Consider the following 19,992-nt stretch of genomic DNA (forward strand, 5'->3'; position numbering starts at 1 on the left):
CAGCGCATCCTCAATTTTTTTCTGCGACTCGAACGCCAAGCCTTTGTTGAACAACGCCATCGCGACCGGCTCCAACAACTCTGCGGCCTCGGCCTCCCCAAAACGCGCCACGACTTCCTCGTACGCGGCCAGCGCATCCTCGAAACGTTCCTGTGCCTCGAGCAACACGCCTTTGTTGACCAACGCCATCGCGACCTGAACCAACAACTCCGTGGCCGTGGATTCCCCAAAGCGCGACACGACTGCATCGTACGCGGCCAGCGCCTCGTCGAAACGTTCCTGCGCTTGAAGTAGATAACCTTTGTTGACCAACGCCTTCGCGACCCGAACCAACAACTCCGTGGCCTCAGCCTCCGCAAAGCGCGACACGACTTCGTCGTACGCGGCCAGCGCCTCCTCGAAACGTTCCTGTGCCTTGAGCAACGCACCTTTGTTGAACAACGCCTTCGCGAACGGCTCCAACAACTCCGTCGCCGTGGATTCCTCAAAGCGCGAAATGACTTCGTCGTAGGCGGCCAGCGCCTCCTCGAAACGTTTTTGCGCCTTGAGCAATACACCTTTGTTGAACAACGCCATCGCGACCGGCTCCAACAACTCCGTGGCCTCGGCCTCCCCAAAGCGCGACACAACCTCGTCGTAGGCGACCAGGGCATCCTCGACTTTTTTCTGCGCCTCGAGCGTCACGCCTTTGTTGACCAACGCCTTCGCGACCAGAACCAACACCTCCGTGGCCTCGGCCTCCCCAAAGCGCGACACGACTTCGTCGTACGCGGCCAGCGCCTCCTCGTGCTTTTCGTCCAGATGCATAATCCGAGCTTCAAGAAACCGTTTTCCGGCCTCGTTTCCCTCTTCAGTCGCTTTTTCTAGAAGTTCAAGTAAACCGCTTCTGAAAGCGCCTTTGTCTTTATCCGACCGATACCGATGTATCATCGCCTCATAAACTTCGAGAAACCGGGACATGACTTACTCCCACGATTACGTGCTAATGAAACAATTTGTTGGTATTGAACGATACAGTCAGTAAGTAGAAATAACAACGGCCGGGCATGGCGCCCGGCCGTTTTGTGTTAACGGGGTTGCGGTTTAGTGCTTCGGATCGGCGAGGGCGAAACGCAGGGCTTCGTCGATGCTGCCGATAAAATGCAGCGTGAGGCCCTTGCGGATTTCCTCGGGGATTTCCTCCAGGTCACGCCTGTTCTTCTCGGGCAGGATCACGATTTTGATACCCGCGCGGCGCGCCGCCAGCACTTTTTCCTTGATGCCGCCGACGGGTAGGATCTGGCCGCGCAGGGTGACTTCGCCGGTCATGGCCAGCTCGTTGTTGACCGTTTTGCCGGTAAAGAGGCTGGCCAGCGCCGCCAGCAGCGTGATACCCGCCGACGGGCCGTCCTTGGGGATGGCGCCGGCCGGGACGTGAATGTGCACGTCGTTTTCCTCGAAGGCACTTTGTTCGATGCCGAAGTCCTTCGCCTTGGAACGTAGATACGACAGCGCCGCCTTGGCCGACTCCTTCATCACGTCGCCCAGATACCCGGTGAGGATGAGCTTTCCCTTGCCCGGCATCAGAGCGGCTTCGATGAACAGAATGTCGCCGCCGGTGGGCGTCCAGGCCATGCCGGTGGCCACGCCGGGCACCTTGGTAGCTTCGGCGACTTCGGGGAAGTAGCGTTCCGCCCCGAGGTAATCGGGAACCGAGCGCTTATCGACCACCACCTGCTGGGTTTCGCCGCCGGCTATTTTCTTCGCGGCACCGCGGCAGAGCGCGGCGATGTTGCGCTTGAGGTTACGCACGCCGGCTTCCCGCGTGTACTTGTCGATCACCACGTCCAGGGCGCCGTCGGTGATGCGGAACATCTCTTCGGTGAGACCGTGGTTTTCGATTTCCTCGGCGATCAGGTGCTTGCGGGCGATGAGCTTTTTTTCTTCCTGGGTGTAGCCGGGGATTTCGATGATTTCCATCCGGTCGCGCAGCGGGCCTGGGATGGTATCGGCGACGTTCGCAGTGCCGATGAACAGCACGGTGGACAGGTTGTAGGGGATCGTCAGGTAGTTGTCCATGAAGGTGTCGTTCTGTTCCGGGTCGAGCACCTCGAGCAGCGCCGAGGAGGGGTCGCCGCGGAAATCTTTGCCGATCTTGTCCAGTTCGTCGAGCATGAACACCGGGTTGCCGACGCCCGTTTTGCGGATGCCCTGAAGGATGCGGCCGGGCAGCGCGCCGATGTAGGTGCGGCGGTGGCCGCGGATTTCAGCTTCGTCGTGAATGCCGCCGAGGCTCATGCGCACGAACTCACGCGCCATGGCGCGGGCGACCGACTTGCCCAGGCTGGTTTTTCCGACCCCCGGGGGTCCGATGAGGCACAGGATGGGGCCTTTGACATCGGGTTTTAGTTTACGCACGGCGAGATATTCGAGAATGCGTTTTTTGACCTTCACGAGGCCGTAGTGGTCTTCGTCGAGAATCAACTCGGCGGCTTTGATATCCAGGTCGTCTTCAGAAAAGCGCGACCACGGCAGTTCGAGGATCGTATCGATGTAGGTCTTGGCGACGGTGTATTCCGGCGAGGAGGCTGGGATGCGCGAGAGGCGCTTGATTTCCTTGTCGACGGTTTTGTACGCCTCTTCGGGCAACTCGGACTCGTCCATTTTCTTGCGCAGTTCGGCGATCTCGTCCTCTACCGATTCGTCTTCGCCCAGTTCCTTGCGGATGGCTTCGAGCTGCTTGCGCAAGTAGTAATCGCGCTGGCTTTTATCCATTTCGCCTTTGACTTGCTTGTCGATGCGGCGCTTGGTTTCAAGCATCTGGATTTCGGCGCTGAGCATTTTGGTGATACGTCGCGCGCGAACCTTGACGTCGAGAGTTTCGAGGATGGTGATCTTGTCCTCGACCGATACCGACAAGTGCGAAGCGACCAGGTCGCACAGCATGCCGGGCTTTTCCATCTCTTCGATGAAATGACGGGCTTCTTGCGGCAGCGCAGGATTCTTCTTGACGACCTCGATCGCCATTTCCTTGATCTTGGTAAACATGGCGGCGAGTTCGGCGTCGTTTTCCTCGATGTCGTCGGGGTAATCAATTTCCACGTGCATGGTGGGGCTTAAGTCGCTAAAGCGCATGATGCGGACGCGATGCAGCCCTTGCAGCAAGACGGTTTTTCCGCCGCGGCGATCGTCGGCCATTTTCAGTATTTTGGCGACAACACCGATGTGATGGATATCGGCGCCGGTCGGTTCTTCCACTTCGGGATCGAACTGGGTAAACACGCCAAGCAAACCGTGCTCGGCATCCGCCGCTTCCAACGCGCGAAGCGAAAACCCACGGCCCACTGCCATGGGCGCAATCGTGCCTGGAAACAAGGTGGCGTTACGCAGAGCCAGAACGGGAAGATTTTCCGGTCGTGTGTCATCAGGTGAAAACAACATTTAGTCTCCTTCTAGTCCGCAGAGAATATAACCACCGGTGATTTTCGGCACAAGAACCTAATATGCAAACCGGATGCCGGATATGCTTCCGAAGTTATTCTCTTTTCCTTAATTTGTCGCGCCTTCTTTAATTAAGGTCGTCAGACGCCCGGTTTCCTTACGTACCGGCAAAATTCGACCCGCTGCCCGGCTGGCGGTGCGACGCAATCGGCTGCAAAAACATTCGGTATTGCAGCGCTTTCTTAGAATGAAAAAATTGCCTGGGGACGATCCCGCATGGTAGAGTCCGCTCGATGCGCAACGCAACCGCCGAAACCGGAGTCGTACCGATTTCCCCATGAATCCTCAATTTTTTGACGTCGTTGGGTGTCATATTTCCCGCAGTGGCAGCCGTTATCACCCCCTATAAAGAAGTTCGCACGGCGTTGGTGATTCTCGCGGCGGCGGCGATCGCAACGCGCGCGGCTCTGCTTTTGCGACGACCTTACCGCCGCGGCCACACGGTAGGGCCGGCGTTTTTCGGTGTGTGGGGCGCTTTACTTCTCGTGATCGTCTTCGCGGACTTAAACGCAACGATTTGAGTGCCGGCGTTGGCTTTGGCGGGCGCGGCATTGGGACTGATCCCGACGATCGTCGCCCGGCCGCGGTGGTTGACCGGCTTGCTGAGTCTTATCGGTGTGGTCGTCGCGGTCTTGCTGGGCGACGCGCTGCAACCCGAGCCGCCCCGTTTCGCGGGCCGCTTCGAAATGCAGGTTCCCGGCGCGACGGGGTTGCGGTGGGATATCGACCTGCATACCAACTTGCTGGGCAATTACGACCGTGCGACAAGCCTGATGATCGGCCGGGAAACGTACGCCGTACCCAAACCGGCCGGCGTGTTTCGGTTCGTGTGTCTGGGCACGTCGCAGGCGATCGGCCCGGGCGTCGAGCCCGATCGCACGTGGTGTCCGCTGGCGGGCGAGATGCTGCAAGCGTCGCTTCCGGAAACGCGGGTGGAAGCGATCAACGCGAGTATCTTCGGCGGCGACGACTTGATGTTGTGGTTGTATTTCGACGGCGTCGTGCGGCGGCTGCAGCCCGACGTGTTGCTGGTGGCGTGGTTCGGGCGCATCGTCCCCCCCACGGCGCGCGGGTGGCGTATCCGCACGTCAAGCGCATCCTCGACGACTGCGGCGACTGCGACATGGACACCAAACGGCTAAGCTTGCGCATGGGGACGACCAACCCGGTGTGGCGCTGGATGAAAGGCGCGTTTTACGACCTGCGGCTCGTACGAAACTTGCGGCTTCTGGCCGGAGCCGGCGAGCCGGCCGCGCCCGCGTTCATTCCGAAAACCATTTCACCGACCTGGGGCATCGAGTCCAAGCGGAGTTTCTCGCGGCGTTGTTGCGGGAAAGTATCGGCGTTCAGGGAAGTGAGTAGACGACCCAGGTGTCGTCGCTCGCCAGCGGCGGACCAAGCAGCGCGTCCAAGCGTTCGCGCAAAAACTTTTCCAACCCCACGACGTTGCGCGACCATTTTTGCTTTTCGTCCCACGCGTGGCAGGTCGGGCGGTGCAACACGACGTGGTTCGCGCCGCTCTTCTTCCACGATTCCAAGACCTCAAGACCGGGCGGCGGGTAGTCTTCCATTTGCGACCATTTTTGCAGTGCCCGCAGCCACTGGCTCTCGTAGGCGATGCGCGCAAACTCGGTCGGTTCGAGATATCCCAGGTCACGCGCGCGCCCGCCGACCATCGCGCGACCGGTCAGCACGACCGCGGGCAGGCAGTAGTCGTCTCCGGCCGGCGTCGGCAGCGGGAAAAAGGCCTTGCCGTCACTCGCGGCCATCGCGCTAAGCGCTTCGCGATCGACGAACGCGCCCACGTGCGGTTGGCGCACGACGAAGGCCGTCGAGAATGCCAGCCCCAGGAGGATCATCGCCGCCGACCCGATTGCCATCGCCCGCCGCGGCAGTTCGGCCAGGGCGAGGGTTGCGGTCATCGCCAGGGCGAACACGGCGTACGGCCAAAAGGTGTCGGGCCAGTAGAGGCGGTTGAAGCTCGGGAAGTAGTTGAACAGCAGGATGTATACGGGGTTGCGCCAGGTCAGGCCATGCCACCCCTGCACCGGGTCGAAGCTGCGGATGGAGGGTATGGGCCCGATGGCCAGCAGCGCGAAAAACACGCCGAGCAACAACCACACCAGCGCGTGGCGGCGGCGTAATCCGAGGACAATTGAGGCAACGGCAAGCGCCAAGAGAAAGGCGGCTTCGATTTTGATCGCCGGGTCGCCGCCGAGCTGCACGCGCAGCGAACCGAGGGTCAGAATCAGAATGTGCGACGCCGATTGTTGCAATTGGCTCGTCGGCGGAAAGCGCGTCGCCCATTCCCACGGCGCGTCCAGCCCCGCCAGGACCGACGCAATCAAGGGATAATAGAACACCACCGCGCCCACGGCGACGATCGCCGCGACCAACGCCTGCCATTTCAGATAAGCGCGCCGCGCCGGGGGATCGCGCCGGTATCGCCACAAGCCCGACAGGCCGATGCCCGCCGCCAGAAAGAACGCGCCGTAAAGATGCTGGTAGTACCCGCAGCCGTCGAGCATCAGGAATGCCCCGGCGACTAGCGCCAAAGTGCGGCCGGGCGTCTCGCGCAACCGCCACAAAGCCCACGCCGCCAGCGGAATGAAGGTCAGTAGGATCTGCGGCAAATGCCCGTCGCGGAACTCGAGAAACTTGAACGGCGCCAGCGCCCACAGCACCGCGCCTGCCAACGCGGGCAGACGACGCCCGGTGAGGTCGCGGAACACGAAGTAGGCCACCGCGACATCGATCAGCGCGATGAGCAGACACCACAGGTTGTTGCTGAGCGGCAGCGGCAACAGTCGCATCCACGGCAAGTAGAACAGCACGTTGAGCACCGAGCCGTAGAACGGCGCGACGGCCGTGCCGACGGGGAAGAACAACGTCGCCGTTTGCCAGAGCGAGAGGTCGCCGTCCAGCAGCGCGGTGTTGACCCACCAGTTCCACCACAGGGTGCCCTCAACGTCGCCTTTGTTGCCGAAGACGCCGACGAAGGTGCCGGCCGGATCGCGCAGCATCGGCCAGAAGAAGGCGAGGACGAGTGCGGCGAGCAGTCCGAGGGCAAGCGCGTCGCCGCGCGCCCAGGGAAGTCGGCGCTGCTGGGTTTGTTCTTCAGGCATTGGGCTTTTTATACACTGTTCACGCGGAGCTGGTCACGTTCGAATACGAGAAAAACAAAAAGCGCCCGCTTGTTACGGACGCTTCTCGCTTCTTCACGATGGTGCGGAAGGGGGGACTTGAACCCCCACGAGCGTAAGCTCACTGGACCCTGAACCCAGCGCGTCTACCAATTCCACCACTTCCGCACAAAAATTCAAAAGAACCAACAGGATTGACCTTTTACTGATACGGGCGGGTGATGTCAAGCCGAAAATCCCCGGGAAAAAGCTTGTGAAAACACGCGGGTTTCGGTAGATTAGGCGGCAATGACCTTGCCTCTGCAACGCTCCGTACGCTTTTGTTTCGCCGTTGTTCTCATCGCGGTTGTGCAAATTCTCGCGTGGAGCGGCTGTGAGCGGACTCCCAAGGAGCCCTTCCAGCCCGCGCCGACGCCCACACCCGAGCCAGCGCCGACTCCCCCTCCCGGCATTCCGCTGGAAGGCGCAATTCAAAACGGCCAGACGCTCTCGACGGCGCTCGCCGAATTTCAAATCGAGAGCCCGGAAGCCGAACGCATCATCAACGCACTGCGCGCTGTGGACTTTCCGTTTCGAAAAATCCGACCGCATCAGAGTTTCACTGTGTGGACGACCGAAGACGGTCACGTGACAGCGTTGGATTTCCACGTCGACCGCTTGCGCACGTATCAGGTGCGGGAAGATCCGGACCAGGGATTGATCGCGACGTTACACGAAACGCCCACGGTCAATCGCGTGAAAAACATGGGCGGCCGGGTGGAGACTTCGGTGTACGCGTCGATACTCGCGGCGGGCGAAAGCGACGCGCTGGCGTCGCTGGTGTCCAACGTGTTCGCGTGGGACGTGGATTTCTACAGCGACCCGCGGGTGGGCGATTCGTTTCGGCTGATCTACGAGAAACGTTTCGTCGAGGACGGCGAGTCCATCGGTTACGGCCGCTTGCTGGCCGCGGAATACGACGGCGAAGTCACCGGGATCAAGCGCGGCTATTGGTTTGAGACCGGCGACGAGTTGTGGGACGGCTTTTACGATCAGGACGGCAAGCAACTCAAGAAGACCTTCCTTGTCGCGCCACTGGACACGATGCGCGTCACGAGTCGTTACGGTATGCGGCGGCATCCGATTCTGGGACGGCGCATGATGCACAACGGCGTCGATTACGGTGCGCCTGTGGGCACGCCGGTGTGGGCGGTGGCCGACGGCAAGGTGACCTCCGCCGGTAGCGCGGGTGCGGCGGGGCGCATGGTCAAGATCAGCCATCCCGGCGGTTACGTCACGATGTACCTGCACTTGTCGCGTATCCAAGTGCGCAGCGGGCAACGCGTGCGGCAACGGCAGATGATCGGCCGCGTCGGCTCGACGGGGCGCTCGACCGGACCGCATTTGGATTTTCGGGTTAAGCACAACGGGCGCTACATCAACCCGCAGCGCCTGCGCATGATCGCTTCGCCGCTCAAGGTGCTGCCGGAGAAACATCAACCGGCGTTCAAGGCGCTCATCGAAAAAATGAAGCCGCAACTCACGCGGGTGAAGATACCGCCCGCGCCGGCTAAACAGGAAACGAATCCGACACCGGAAAATGCTACGGAAGCTGCACCGACGCCCGCCACACCGTAACGGCCACGAGGCCCGCCGCGAATTTCTTTTCTTGCACGAGAGCCAACTTGCTTTGCCAACGACGCAGGATTTCCGGCTCGAAGCGGTCGTGTTCGGCGGCGTCGAAAACCGGCCGCGCTAAGAACGCCGCGCGACTACCCGGCGGAGCCGCAATGGCGGGCACGAGCACGATATGTTCCTCGTCGCCGGTCGGCGTAATGAAGTCGGGAAAGAGGTTCCCACGCGCCACCAAGCTGCGCCCCGGGGTGCCGCGCAATTGCATGAGGCGCTGCACGGTTTGCGCGACTTCGCGGCGGCGTGGATGGGTATCGTCATCCGGCGTGCCGGTAAACACCCAGACATCGCCCGGCGCGGCGTTCAATCCATCAATCGCCGGCCAGAGGCGCTGGAGGTCAAGCTCCGGCCGCGCGGCAAAGGTCGGGGTATTGTAGCCGTTGTAGAGCCCGAAGAAGTTCACGTCGCGGGTCCCGCGCGCGATTTCGCCTTCCGGATTGCCGACGCGAATCCACGTCAGCAGCATGAGAAACAGCAGCAAGCCGAAAAGGGGCGCCCGCCACCAGCGGCGCGGCAGGTAGTACGCGCCGAAACCCGCCAAGAGCGCCAGCGGCGTGGTTAGGGACATGGCGTACACCATGTCGCGCGTGGCGACGGCCGAGAGAATCACGAAGGGCACCGCGAACCAAAGCAACACAAACAAAAGACGGCGGTCGCGCCGCCATGCGCCGACGCCGAGCGCCACGAGCAACAGCGGCGTCACCGCTTCACCGATAAGAAACGGACGAAGCAGGTGCCAATAGAAAGTCCAGGGGCGACCGGGGATGACGGCCGCGCGACTTTGCGCCAGCGTGTGCGCCAAATTCGCTTTCACGAAACCCGCCAAATAGGGCGCGGCCAAAAGTGCCGCCAACCCGACGGCCAAGGCCAGTTGCCCCACCGCCCTACCCCGGCGGCGATCGGCGCTCGTCCAACGGTCGATCAGGCCGTAGGCCAGCATCCCGCCTAGAAAAAGCAGTGGCGTGCCGCGCTCGGACAGCAACGCCGCGGCCATGGCCAACCCGGCGAGGATCACGCCGCGACGACCGGTTGCGAAACGTGTGGCGACCAACGCGTACGCGGCCAGCGTCAGCATCGCGCCGCACACGGCAAAAGAAGCGTAGTGCCGCGCGAGGATATTCGCTTGCGGAGACAGAGCGACCACGAAGGCGGCGACCAGACCGGCCAGCGGCGCGTTTAGGCGGCGTCCGACGAGAAACACGAGCCACACCCAGAGCAGGTGGAAGAATACGCCGGTCAGGCGCACGGCGACGATTGTCGGGCCGGCGATTTCCACGAACGCGTGTCCGGCGAGAAAGGGCAGCGCGGGATAGCTCGAAAACCCGAGCCAGCCGAACCATTCGGTGGGCGGCGCGGTGCGCAGCAAGTCACGGTATTTCACGAGGTGTTCGAAAAAGGCGAGTTCGTCATAGCCGGTCAGGGAGCTGTCGACGCTCAGCCACGCCACATGCCCGACCAGCACAAACACCAGCAGCGCGCCCATGACCAGGCGGCAGAACCAGGGTGAGGGCGCGGAGTCGGCGGGCGTGTTCATGCTTTGCGGTTCCTGCCGACGGCAGCGGCGCGTCGGACTAATACAGCACGTATCCGACGACCAGCACGTACAACATCATGTTGACGAGCATCGGTTTGTCGGTAATCAGCACCCGCTCAAGAGTGTGGTATCCCTCTTTGACGTGCAGCAAATACAGATAGCGGAAGATGCCGTAGAGCACGAAGGGAACCGAATAGACCAGGTCGCCGGTGTGGAATTTTTCCAGCGTGCCCGGCGAACGCGTGTACAGCGTGTAGGCGACAAGCAAGGCGCTGGTGATCACGGCGGTCATCTGGCCGAGAAGATAGGGATTGTATTCGGCCAAGGTGCGGCGATGCCCGACGGCGTCACCCTGCAACAAGCGGATTTCGAGAGTCCGCTTGGACAGGGCGATGAACAGGGACAGCAGCATGGCGCAAATCAGCAGCCAGCTCGAGGCGGCCACGGGTATCACGACCGCGCCGGCCACGACGCGCAGCACATAACCGGCCGCCACCGCGAACAAGTCGACGATGACGATGTTCTTCAGAATTAAGCTGTAGGCGAGGCTGACGATCACGTAGCTCAACGCCACGTACCCAAACCCTTTGCCGACCATGAACGCCAGCGCCAAGGAGGCCGCATACAGCGCCGCGGCGGCGCCCACAGCGGTGCCCGTGAGCAACAACCCGGCGGCGACCGGACGCAAAGCTTTTTTCTTATGGAGGCGGTCGCCCTCGCGGTCGACGACGTCGTTGACCAGATACCCGGCGCCCGACAAGCCGCAGAAAATGCCGAAGGCGAGCAAGGAGTGATACAGCGGTTCAAACTCGGTGAAGCGCTGGGCGAACACGAGCGGCGCGAACACCAAAATATTTTTCATGAAGTGGCGCGGCCGCATGCTGGTGAAAAGCAGGCGCCACGGCATCAGATTGCCGACCTCAGGCATCGCCGTTCCTTTTGCCACTACCTCCCGGCCCGCTCGGCGGCTGGTTTTGCTGCACCGAATACGGTTTCACTTCCTCGCGGCCGAAGCCTTCTTCCTTGCCCGATTCCAAAAAGATGAACACCTTGTCGGTGAAGATGTCGTAGCGCGTCACCCGGCCGATACCGGAGGGCGTGAGGGCGCGCTTGCCGATTTTCGGGAGCCCCTTGCGGAACTCGGCATACACCTCATGTTCGTACGCCAAGCAACACAGCAGTCGCCCGCAACCGCCGGAGACCTTGGTCGGATTGAGCGACAGTCCTTGGTTTTTGGCCATCCGAATGGACACAGGCGTGAAGTTATTGAGCCAGGAAGTGCAACAGAACACGCGGCCGCAAATGCCGAGCCCGCCCATGAGCTTCGCCTCGTCCCGCACACCGATCTGGTACATTTCGATCCGGGTGCGCAGTTGCTGGGCCAGCTTGCGAACCAACTCGCGGAAATCGACCCGCCCCTCGGCGGTGAAATAAAAGATCACCTTCGAACCGTCGAAAATGTACTCGGACTTCACCAGTTTCATCGGCAGGCGGTGCTCGCCGATGCTCTCGCGGCAGATCGTCGTCGCCTCATCCTCGCGCGCTTTGAAATCCTGCGCTTTGAGCAGATCCTCATCGCGGGCCTTGCGCACGGCCTTGGGCGGCGGCTGTTCTTCGGTCCAATCCCGCTCGGCGGGCTCATCCACGGCGCTGCCCAGTCGCAGGCCGCGCTCACCCTCCACAACCAGCACCTCGTTGGCGAACACATCGAGGTCTCCGGCCTGGAAATCATACAGGCGTTTACTGCCGGGAAAACGTATTTGGACGATTCTCATCGGGGCAATCTCCCTTCGGCGAACCCGGTCGGGTGCGGCGATAGCAAATCGATGCTCAGCGCCGCGGCGATCGTCGGCTTCAGCACGTTTCGTTCGACCAAGCGCCGCGCTTGCACCAGGGCGCGCATTTTGTCGCTCAAGGCCGTGGCCGGCAAGCGGGCGGCGTAGGACGCGATCCACTCGACCGCGTCTTGGTTGCGTATTCTGCCCGTTTCGCCGGTGCAGCGCCAGACGATAGCGTCGCGCAGGAAACCGGCGAGCAACTCGATGCCGGCCAGCAAATCCGGGCTGACTTCGAGGAGCTTTTGCGAAAGGTCCAGCGCGTCGCCGCCGTGGTCCGGTCGAGCACCGGCCAGTTCCTCGAACAGGGCACAACGCGGACCGCGCAGGAATTCCAGATCGAGTTGCGCCGCGCGGCCGATACTGCCCTCGGCGAGGCGGGCGATCAAGTCTGCATCATCGCCATCGACATTCATGTTGTCGATCACCCACCGTAACACTTGCTCGTCGCTTAGTAAGCCGAATCGCAGGCTTTGGCAGCGGCTGATGATGGTGGGCAGCAATTGGTGCGGATAGGCGGTGACCAACACCAGCACGGTTTGCGCATTGGGCTCTTCCAAAGTCTTGAGCAGGGCATTCGCGGCCTCGGGCGTCATCGCTTCGGCTTCGTCGATCAGGTAAATCTTATACTTGCTTTCGTAGGGCGCGAATTGCGCGGTGCGAATCAACTCGCGGATGCGACCGATTTTGTAGTAGGCGGAATCGTCGGATTTGGCTACCTCGATAATGTCCGGGTGGTTTCCTTCCCGAACTTTGAGGCAACTGCGACAGGCCCCGCAAGCGTCGTCGTCACTGGTGAGGCAATTCAAGGCGCGAGCGAACACGCGGGCGACGGTCCACTTGCCCACTCCCGCCGGGCCGGCGAAAAGATAGGCGTGGGCGACCGTGCCGCGTTGCATCGCGTGGCGCAACACGTCGGTGTTTTTCTCTTGGCCGATGATGTCCGCGAAGCCGCTCACTCGCCCTCCTGCATGAGCGCCACGTCGAGGGTCACTTTCGTCTGGGACCACACCTCTTCCACGTCGCGCGCGGCGTCGATGACGCGATAACGTTCGGGGTGTTGGCCGGCCAGTTGAAGAAAACCCCGCCGCAGCTTCTCATGGAAGGCGAGTTCCTCCTGCTCAAAGCGGTCCTCGCGAGCCTCGGGTTGAAAGCGCTCGGCGCGCGCCCGGGCGCGGGCGATCCCGACGTCGACGGGCAGGTCGAACAGCAGCGTGAGGTCGGGATCGAGGTTCTCGGTGGCGATATCGTTAAGCAAGTGAATCAAGTCGATGTCGAGGCCGCGGGCGAATCCCTGGTAGGCCAGCGTGGAATCGGCGTAGCGGTCGCAAAGCACGACATGGCCCGCCTGCAGCGCTGGGCGAATTTTCTCCGCCACATGCTGAGCGCGGGAGGCGAAATACAAGAAGAGTTCGGCTACCGGCACCAAGTCATGGTTGTCAGCCCGCAGCAGCACGTCGCGGATTTGGTCGGCGATTTCGGTGCCGCCCGGCTCCCGGGTGCGCGTCACGGCGATTCCCCGCTTGGCCAGGTAGGCCGCGGCGCGCTCGATTTGCGTCGTTTTGCCCGACCCTTCCGGCCCTTCGAAGGTGATGAACAATTAGATTCTCCAACTTTCGGCAAAAAAGTATGGTAGCGCGGCCCCCGCAAGCGATCAAGGAGCCGGCGCATGAGACAGCCGTGCTATAGGCGCGTCCCGGTGACTAACTCTGCCGCAGGCGCTACGAGACCACGCCCAGGTTACGGCCCACTTTGGCGAACGCGGCGATGGCGCGGTCGAGGTGCTCGCGGTCGTGCCCGGCGGATATCTGTACCCGGATGCGCGCTTTTTCCTTGGGCACGACCGGGTAGAAGAAGCCTTTGACGTAAATGCCCTCGTCTAGCATCTGGTTGGCGAAATCCTGCGACAGCTTCGCGTCGTAAAACATCACCGCGACGATCGGGTGTTCGCTGGGCAGGATGTCGAAACCGAGGGCGCTCATTTGTTCGCGGAAGTAGCGCGTGTTGTCTTCAAGTTTATCGCGCAGTTCGGTCGACGCCTCGAGCATGTCGAGCACCGCCAGGGTGGTGCCCGCGATCACGGGCGCAAGCGTGTTCGAGAACAGATAGGGCCGGCTGCGCTGACGCAGCAGGTCGATGATCTCCTGATGCGCGCAGGTGAAGCCGCCCGACGCGCCGCCCATCGCCTTGCCCAGGGTCGAGGTGACGATGTCGATGCGGCCCAGCACGTTCTTGTACTCGATGGAGCCCTTACCGGTTTTGCCGAGGAAGCCGGTCGCGTGGCTGTCGTCGACCATCACGAGGGCGTCGTATTTGTCGGCGAGGTCGCAAATTTGGTCGAGCTTGGCGATGTAGCCGTCCATCGAGAACACGCCGTCGGTCGCCACGAGGCGGAAGCGTTTGCCCTGGGTGGCTTGCAGAATTTTTTCCAATTCGTCCATGTTGCCGTTGGCGTAGCGATGCCGTTCGGCCTTGCACAGGCGCACGCCGTCGATGATCGAGGCATGGTTGAGTTGGTCGGAGATGATCGCGTCGTCGGCCGTAAGCAGGGTTTCGAACAGGCCGCCGTTGGCGTCGAAACACGAACTGTAAAGGACGGCGTCGTCGAAGCCGAGCCACGCGGCGAGGCGCTGCTCGAGTTCGCGGTGCAGGTCAAGCGTACCGCAGATAAAGCGCACGCTGCTCATGCCGAAGCCGTATTTGGCGAGCGTGCCCTTGGCGGCGGCGACGAGCGCCGGGTGGTTGGCCAGCCCGAGGTAGTTGTTCGCACAGAAATTCAACACCTTGCCTTGGGCGACTTCGATTTCCGCGGCTTGCGAACCCAAAATGGGCCACTCGGTTTTGAACAGGCCGTCGTCACGAATGCTTTGCAGGGTCTGCTGCAACTGCTCTTTCATTTTGCCGTACATGATTCGCTCCTCGTTTGGCTCTTCATTGTTCGGTTTCGTTATCCGGTTCGGGGTCCGCCGCCGGCTGCTGTTCACCTTCGGCGATCGCCAAGCGGCGCGCCTGAGCGTCCACCTGCGGCACGATCAAGTCGTCGCCGGTGCCCGGCACGCCCAATTCCTTGAAGCGGCGGGCCGAAACCAGCACGCGGCTTTCCAGCGAGCCGACGGCCGCGTTGTAGTTGTTCAAGGCGTTGGTTAGACCGTTGCCGACCTTGGCGAAGTGGTCGGTAAACGTGACGATGCGCGCGTAGAGTTCTTTGCCCAACTCGCTGACCTCGCGGGCGCTGCGGGCGATTCGTTCCTGCTGCCAACCGTACGACACGGCGCGCAGCAAGGCGATAAGCGTAGTGGGCGAAGCGGGGATGACCTTGTTCTTGACGCCTTCCTCGATGAGTTGCGGGTCCTGCTCGAGGGCGGCGTTGAAAAAGGATTCGCCCGGCAAAAACATGACGACGAACTCGGGCGTGGACTCGAACTGATCCTGGTAGGATTTCTGCCCAAGCTTTTTCATGTGCTCGCGCGTCTGCCGCGCGTGCGCCTGCAGGTGGGCCTGACGCGTTTCCTCGTCGGGTGCTTCGATCGCCTGCAAATAGCCCTCCAGTGGCACTTTGGCATCGATGATCACCTGTTTGCCGCCGGGCAGCTTGACGATCATGTCGGGGCGCAACCTTCCGCCATCGGTCTCGACCGATTCCTGTTCGACAAAATCGCAGTAGTTGACCATGCCGGCCATTTCGACCACGCGACGCAGTTGGATTTCGCCCCACCGCCCGCGCACGACGGGCGTTCGCAGCGCGTTTACCAGCTTGCTGGTCTGCTCCCGCAATTCCCCCTGCTGGCGGCCGAGTTGCTGCAACTGTTCGGTAAGCGACGATTGCGACGCGGCTCGCGCCTTGTCCAGCGCGACGAGCTTGCTGTCCACGTTGGTCAGCGATTCCTTGAGCGGTTTGACGAGTTCGTCGATGGCTTGCTGGCGTTTTTCCAAATCGCTTTGCGCGCCCTGCTGGAACTTCTGCAGGCTTTGCGTGGCCAGTTGCAGAAAGCTCTCGTTGTTTTTGCGCAGCGCCTCGGCGCTCAAGGCGGTGAAAGCGTTCTTGAGTTGTTGTTCGGCCTCTTGCAGCAAGGCGAATTTTTCGGCGGCGGCTTTTCGTTCTTCGTTAAGTTGCGTGGTCCGCGCGCTGAGTTCCTCCCGAAGCGATTCGACTTTGAGTTGGCGGGCGTCGAGTTCGGCTTCCAGATGGGGAACGCGGGCGGCCTCAGTCTCCGCGGCGACGCGCCGCTCGGTTTGAGCGCGCAAATCCGCCTCGAGTTCATCGTGGGCGGCGGTGAGTTTCTCGATTTCGCTTTGCGCTTCAGCGGCCCGCCCGGTCTGGACGCGCCACAGGACAATCATCACCGCCGCGACAAGGCATGCCGCGCCGGCGACGGCGATTAGGACGACCATTTCGGTGCTCATTCAGCGTCCCCTGCCCGCGCGGGAGGTTAAAGCTCGAGGATGACTTTGCCGCAGTTGCCCGCCCGCATCAGTTCGAACCCCTTTTCGTAATCATCGAAGGGGAAGTGATGGGTGATGATCTTATCCAACATGATGTTGGTGTTCTTCAGCAGTCCGGCCATGCGGTACCACGTGTCGTAGATTTTCCGCCCGCAGATGCCGTGAATACGAATCGCCTTGAAGACGATTTCCTCCGACACGTCGAAGCTGACCGGCTCGCTGGGCAAACCAAGCAGTATCAGATCGCCGCCCGGATGCACGCTCTGCACCGCCGCGCGCACCGCCGGAGCGGTACCGGCAATTTCGATCACCACGTCAGCGCCCTTGCCGCCGGTGATTTTGCGGATCGCCGCGGGAACGTCGTCGACGGCGGCGACGTCCAGCACATGCGTGGCGCCGACTTCGCGGGCTAGGTTCATGCGGTATTCGTTGTGGCGGTCCAGGGCGATGACCTGCGCCGCGCCGATGGCGTGCAGCACCGCCACGGCGAGTAGACCGACGGGCCCGCAACCGAACACGACGACTTTCTTGGTGACGCAATCGGCGGCGAACACGGCGTGGACGGCGTTGCCCAGCGGGTCTTGAATCGCCGCGACTTCGGGGGCGACGGAGGCGTCGTTGAGCCAGAGGTTCGTCTCGGGCAACGCGACGTATTGGGCGAACGCGCCGTCGCAATCGTACCCGAGGCCAAGCCAATTCTCGCAGATGTGGGCCTGTCCGGTGCGGCACATCTGGCATACGCCGCAAAACAGGTGGCCTTCGCCGGAAACGTAATCGCCCACCTTGAAACGCTTGACGTTGCTGCCCACGGCGACGATTTCGCCGGCGAACTCGTGGCCGATGATGCGGGGCAGCTTGAGCCGGTGTTGGCTCCATGCATCCCAGTTGTAGATGTGCAGGTCGGTGCCGCAGATGGCGACTTTCTTGATACAGATCAGTGCTTCGTTGTCGCCGGGGGTGGGAACCGGAACGTCGCGCATTTCCAGGCCACCCGGCTCCGGCCGCACCTTGATGATGGCTTTCATGGTTTCGTTCATGGCCTCTCCCTCGGCTGAAGGTTTGTTCTTGGCGCCGTTTTCCACCCGGGACCTGCCGGCGTCAACTCCGCCTCAGGGAGCGGGGATCTGTGGCGTCAGCGCTTGGATTTTCTGCCGGTAGTGATTCGATTCCCAGGCCTGTCCGGGGCAGCCTGGGACATTCAGACCCTGCTGGGCCGTGGCGCGGGCGTCATCCCACTTTTCCTCATCGATGTAGACTTCGAGCAAATAGAAGTAGGTGCGAATCATGCAAGGCGCGGTGGTCACGGCGCGCTTGTAGTATTGCGCGGCCTTGTCCAGATCGCGCTTGAGCGCGGGCAACTTCTGCCAGTAGCGGCCCATGCCGCGCAAGGGGCCCGCGTTGTCGTAGGCGGCGTTGATCGCCACGGCTTTTTCGCCGTGTTTTTCGAACTGGCCGCCGACGCCTCTGAACAAGGCGCGCGCGATGCCGATTCCCTTGCCGTATTCTCCCAGGCAAATGGTCAGGAAGTAGTGACCCTCAACGCCGTTCGGATTCAATTCGACAGCTTTTTCGCCCCATTGCTTGCCCTTGAGGCCGAACTCGCTGTCGATTTTCCCGTTTTCGGTGCGGTCGCAAATCCAGAAACAAGCGCGCGACGCCCGCCAGGCAATGTCATAGCCGGGCTGTTCGGCGAAGGCCTTTTCGGCCAACGCCAAGCCTTGCCGACCGGTTTGCCCACTGCCGCCGCGCTTCGCCCACAGCGCGTCCAATTCGTCGGTCACTTCGCTCGCCTGGGCCGCGGCAACCAGCCACAAACCACCGATGAGCACCGTCAGCAAGACACAAAACAGCTTTTTTCGCATGGCCCTCTCCCTAGATTTTCAACGCGGTTAAGAAGCCCTCGTGCACGGCTTCGGCCACCTTGCGTGGTTTCTTGGCATCGCCGATCAGCACAACGTCCAAACCGGCGGTTTCGAGTTCCTTGGCTAGGTCGTCACGTTGCAAGTACCCGACGGCGACCACGACGGTACCGCAAGCCAGCGTTTGCTCGACGCCATCCGGCGTTTTGATGCTCACGCCTTGCTCGTCGATCGCGGTGACTTCACTGTTGGTGTGCAGTTCGACGCTCATGTTCCGCAACTCCTGCAGCACCGTCCAGCGCGTGGTTTTGCCCATATCCTGCGCGATCTTCGGCAGCAGGTCGCAAACATAGATTTTGCGGCGCGGTTTGGTGAGCAGGTCGCGCACGGTCTCAAGTGATTCGGCCTCGTTGGCGATTAGAAAAGCCGCGACTTCCGGATCGATCGTGTCGCGGTGGGCGATTTGCAGAGCTGTCTCCGCACCTACCGCGCCGCCGCCGACCACAACGACGTCGCCTTGGAGAATCGCTTTACCGGCCAACACCTGCTCGGCGAGCACGACGTTGGGATGGGTCGCGCGTTTGACGATGCCCGGAATGATGGGCTCGGCACCGGCGGCGACGATGACAATGTCAGGCTCCTCGGCTTGGACCTTCTCCAACGTCGCCTCGACGCCCAGCCAGAGCTCGATGTCGTAGTTGTCGAGTTCGTTTTCCATGTACTGCACATAGCGGAAGAAATCATGGCGGCCCGGTGACGCCGCGGCGTACCACAACGCGCCGCCGATGACGTCGCTCTTTTCCATCACGGTTACCTGATGGCCGCGCATTGCCGCCACCCGCGCCGCTTCGATGCCGGCCGGTCCCGCGCCGACCACGACGACACGCTTGGGCGTCTCGGCCTTACCGATCAGGCGTTCGGCTTCGTAACCGGCTTGGGCGTTGAGCACGCACTGCACCGGCGCGCCGCCGAAGACGTGATCGAAGCACCCCTGGTTGCAGGCAATGCACGGGCGCACATCGTCCACCGTCCCGGCTTTTACTTTCATCGGCAGTTCCGGATCGGCGATCAACGGCCGCCCCATGGCGATCATGTCGGCATCGCCGTTGGCCAGCACCTGCGCGGCCAGCATCGGGTCGCCCAGGCGGTTGCTGGCGATCACCGGCACATTCACTGCTCGCTTGATGCCCGCGGCGAGGTAGGTGTAGGCGCCTTCGGGCACGCCCATGGTGATTTGCGGCACGCGGCTTTCGTGCCAGCCGCCGGTCACGTTGACCGCGTCCACGCCCGCTTCGACGAAGATCTGCGTCGCCAGGGCGGACTCGCGATTCGTATGCCCACCGGGCACGAAATCATGACCGGCAACGCGAATCAGCACGGCGACATCGTCACCCACGGCCTCGCGTACACGACGAATGACTTCGACGCCGAAACGCGCGCGGTTTTCCAGGGGTCCGCCGTATTCGTCGGTGCGTTGGTTGGACGCCGGCGACAAGAATTGCGAGACGAGATACCCGGCGCTGCCCACGATTTCCACCGCATGGAACCCGGCCTTGGCGGCTCGCGCGGCGGCGTCGGCGAACGCTTGCTGAACGGTTTCGATATCTTCCTTGGTCATCTCGCGGGGTATTTCGCGGTTGTATCGCGAGGCCAGCGCCGAAGGCGCGATAGGCTGCTCTTGCGTATACCACGAGAACGAGTAACGCCCGGCGTGGTAGAGCTGCACGCCCAGTTTGGTGTCGACGTCTTTGCCCACCTCTTTCACGAAGCGTTCGAGCCCCGGCAGGAAGCGGTCATCGTAAAGGCCGATCAGAAAGGGGCCGCCGCCGATATTGTCGATCGAGCAGCCGCCGATAATGATCATCCCGGCACCGCCGACGGCACGCGCCCGGTAGAAGTTGACAAGTTGGTCCGAGACTTCTCCGCCCATCGTGTAATTGAGGTGCATGGCCGGCATTAAAATCCGATTGGGTACGTGAATCGGTCCCATGTCGATCGGTTCCATGAGCAGGTGAAGCATCGGGTCT

The 19,992-nt window shown here is 61.8% G+C and carries 15 protein-coding genes and 1 tRNA gene; 2 read left to right on the forward strand and 14 right to left on the reverse strand.

From position 1 onward, the window contains the following. Together P9L99_18560 and lon are read right to left on the reverse strand one after the other, a co-directional pair. Positions 1-807, reverse strand: an 807-nt coding sequence (locus P9L99_18560) for a tetratricopeptide repeat protein (GenBank protein MDP8225371.1), incomplete at its 3' end; no start/stop codon positions are given. A gap of 276 nt (positions 808-1,083) precedes the next feature. Then, positions 1,084-3,420: an endopeptidase La gene (gene lon / locus P9L99_18565; protein MDP8225372.1), complete on the reverse strand. Its 2,337-nt coding sequence runs from the start codon at positions 3,418-3,420 to the stop codon at positions 1,084-1,086. A gap of 581 nt (positions 3,421-4,001) precedes the next feature. Between lon and P9L99_18570 the strand changes: the two genes are divergently transcribed. Further along, positions 4,002-4,622, forward strand: a complete 621-nt coding sequence (locus P9L99_18570) for a hypothetical protein (GenBank protein MDP8225373.1) — start codon at positions 4,002-4,004, stop codon at positions 4,620-4,622. A gap of 204 nt (positions 4,623-4,826) precedes the next feature. Here the strand turns inward: P9L99_18570 and P9L99_18575 are convergent, their stop codons facing one another. Together P9L99_18575 and P9L99_18580 are read right to left on the reverse strand one after the other, a co-directional pair. Next, complete coding sequence (locus P9L99_18575) at positions 4,827-6,605, reverse strand: hypothetical protein (protein MDP8225374.1); 1,779 nt, start codon at positions 6,603-6,605, stop codon at positions 4,827-4,829. A 99-nt stretch (positions 6,606-6,704) separates the two neighbouring features. Then, positions 6,705-6,791: transfer RNA gene (locus P9L99_18580), tRNA-Leu, on the reverse strand. A gap of 126 nt (positions 6,792-6,917) precedes the next feature. On the opposite strand from P9L99_18580, the gene P9L99_18585 reads away from it, so the two are divergent. Beyond that, positions 6,918-8,240: a peptidoglycan DD-metalloendopeptidase family protein gene (locus P9L99_18585; GenBank protein MDP8225375.1), complete on the forward strand. Its 1,323-nt coding sequence runs from the start codon at positions 6,918-6,920 to the stop codon at positions 8,238-8,240. Here P9L99_18585 and P9L99_18590 read toward each other — a convergent pair. The 10 genes from P9L99_18590 to P9L99_18635 all read right to left on the reverse strand — a co-directional run bounded on the left by P9L99_18590 (position 8,206) and on the right by P9L99_18635 (position 19,985). Further along, the gene (locus P9L99_18590; protein ID MDP8225376.1) at positions 8,206-9,828 is read right to left on the reverse strand and encodes a glycosyltransferase family 39 protein; all 1,623 of its coding nucleotides are present in this window, start codon (positions 9,826-9,828) and stop codon (positions 8,206-8,208) included. The genes P9L99_18585 and P9L99_18590 overlap by 35 nt on opposite strands. A gap of 37 nt (positions 9,829-9,865) precedes the next feature. Then, positions 9,866-10,756, reverse strand: coding sequence for a decaprenyl-phosphate phosphoribosyltransferase (locus P9L99_18595; protein ID MDP8225377.1), 891 nt, complete (start codon positions 10,754-10,756; stop codon positions 9,866-9,868). Then, positions 10,749-11,603 carry a stage 0 sporulation family protein gene (locus P9L99_18600; protein MDP8225378.1) on the reverse strand — a complete coding sequence of 285 codons (855 nt, stop codon included), beginning with the start codon at positions 11,601-11,603 and terminating at the stop codon, positions 10,749-10,751. The genes P9L99_18595 and P9L99_18600 overlap by 8 nt, the downstream gene beginning before the upstream one ends. Beyond that, positions 11,600-12,622 (reverse strand): DNA polymerase III subunit delta', encoded by a 1,023-nt coding sequence (gene holB / locus P9L99_18605; GenBank protein ID MDP8225379.1) that lies wholly within the window; start codon positions 12,620-12,622, stop codon positions 11,600-11,602. Before holB ends, P9L99_18600 begins: the two co-directional genes overlap by 4 nt. Further along, on the reverse strand, positions 12,619-13,263 hold the full coding sequence (tmk, locus tag P9L99_18610; protein ID MDP8225380.1) for a dTMP kinase: 645 nt from the start codon (positions 13,261-13,263) through the stop codon (positions 12,619-12,621). Before tmk ends, holB begins: the two co-directional genes overlap by 4 nt. A 121-nt stretch (positions 13,264-13,384) precedes the next feature. Further along, positions 13,385-14,572, reverse strand: a complete 1,188-nt coding sequence (gene kbl, locus P9L99_18615; GenBank protein ID MDP8225381.1) for a glycine C-acetyltransferase — start codon at positions 14,570-14,572, stop codon at positions 13,385-13,387. Positions 14,573-14,594: 22 nt separating this feature from the next. After that, the gene (gene rmuC / locus P9L99_18620; protein ID MDP8225382.1) at positions 14,595-16,067 is read right to left on the reverse strand and encodes a DNA recombination protein RmuC; all 1,473 of its coding nucleotides are present in this window, start codon (positions 16,065-16,067) and stop codon (positions 14,595-14,597) included. Positions 16,068-16,093: 26 nt separating this feature from the next. Continuing rightward, positions 16,094-17,143, reverse strand: coding sequence for an L-threonine 3-dehydrogenase (gene tdh / locus P9L99_18625; GenBank protein MDP8225383.1), 1,050 nt, complete (start codon positions 17,141-17,143; stop codon positions 16,094-16,096). A 72-nt stretch (positions 17,144-17,215) separates the two neighbouring features. Beyond that, positions 17,216-17,968 (reverse strand): hypothetical protein, encoded by a 753-nt coding sequence (locus P9L99_18630; protein MDP8225384.1) that lies wholly within the window; start codon positions 17,966-17,968, stop codon positions 17,216-17,218. A gap of 10 nt (positions 17,969-17,978) precedes the next feature. Next, positions 17,979-19,985 carry an FAD-dependent oxidoreductase gene (locus P9L99_18635; GenBank protein ID MDP8225385.1) on the reverse strand — a complete coding sequence of 669 codons (2,007 nt, stop codon included), beginning with the start codon at positions 19,983-19,985 and terminating at the stop codon, positions 17,979-17,981. Positions 19,986-19,992: the final 7 nt, after the last annotated feature.

This window comes from Candidatus Lernaella stagnicola (assembly GCA_030765525.1).
In the GTDB taxonomy this organism is placed as follows: Bacteria; Lernaellota; Lernaellaia; order Lernaellales; family Lernaellaceae; genus Lernaella; species Lernaella stagnicola.

Bases quoted from the DNA above. Each gene is read 5' to 3' on its own strand.
- tdh (MDP8225383.1), bottom strand. From the start codon at position 17,143: ATGAACGAAACCATGAAAGCCATCATCAAGGTGCGGCCGGAGCCGGGT.
- P9L99_18600 (MDP8225378.1), bottom strand. From the start codon at position 11,603: ATGAGAATCGTCCAAATACGTTTTCCCGGCAGTAAACGCCTGTATGAT.
- P9L99_18635 (MDP8225385.1), bottom strand. From the start codon at position 19,985: ATGCTTCACCTGCTCATGGAACCGATCGACATGGGACCGATTCACGTA.
- P9L99_18590 (MDP8225376.1), bottom strand. From the start codon at position 9,828: ATGAACACGCCCGCCGACTCCGCGCCCTCACCCTGGTTCTGCCGCCTG.
- P9L99_18595 (MDP8225377.1), bottom strand. From the start codon at position 10,756: ATGCCTGAGGTCGGCAATCTGATGCCGTGGCGCCTGCTTTTCACCAGC.
- P9L99_18630 (MDP8225384.1), bottom strand. From the start codon at position 17,968: ATGCGAAAAAAGCTGTTTTGTGTCTTGCTGACGGTGCTCATCGGTGGT.
- kbl (MDP8225381.1), bottom strand. From the start codon at position 14,572: ATGTACGGCAAAATGAAAGAGCAGTTGCAGCAGACCCTGCAAAGCATT.
- lon (MDP8225372.1), bottom strand. From the start codon at position 3,420: ATGTTGTTTTCACCTGATGACACACGACCGGAAAATCTTCCCGTTCTG.
- P9L99_18575 (MDP8225374.1), bottom strand. From the start codon at position 6,605: ATGCCTGAAGAACAAACCCAGCAGCGCCGACTTCCCTGGGCGCGCGGC.
- rmuC (MDP8225382.1), bottom strand. From the start codon at position 16,067: ATGAGCACCGAAATGGTCGTCCTAATCGCCGTCGCCGGCGCGGCATGC.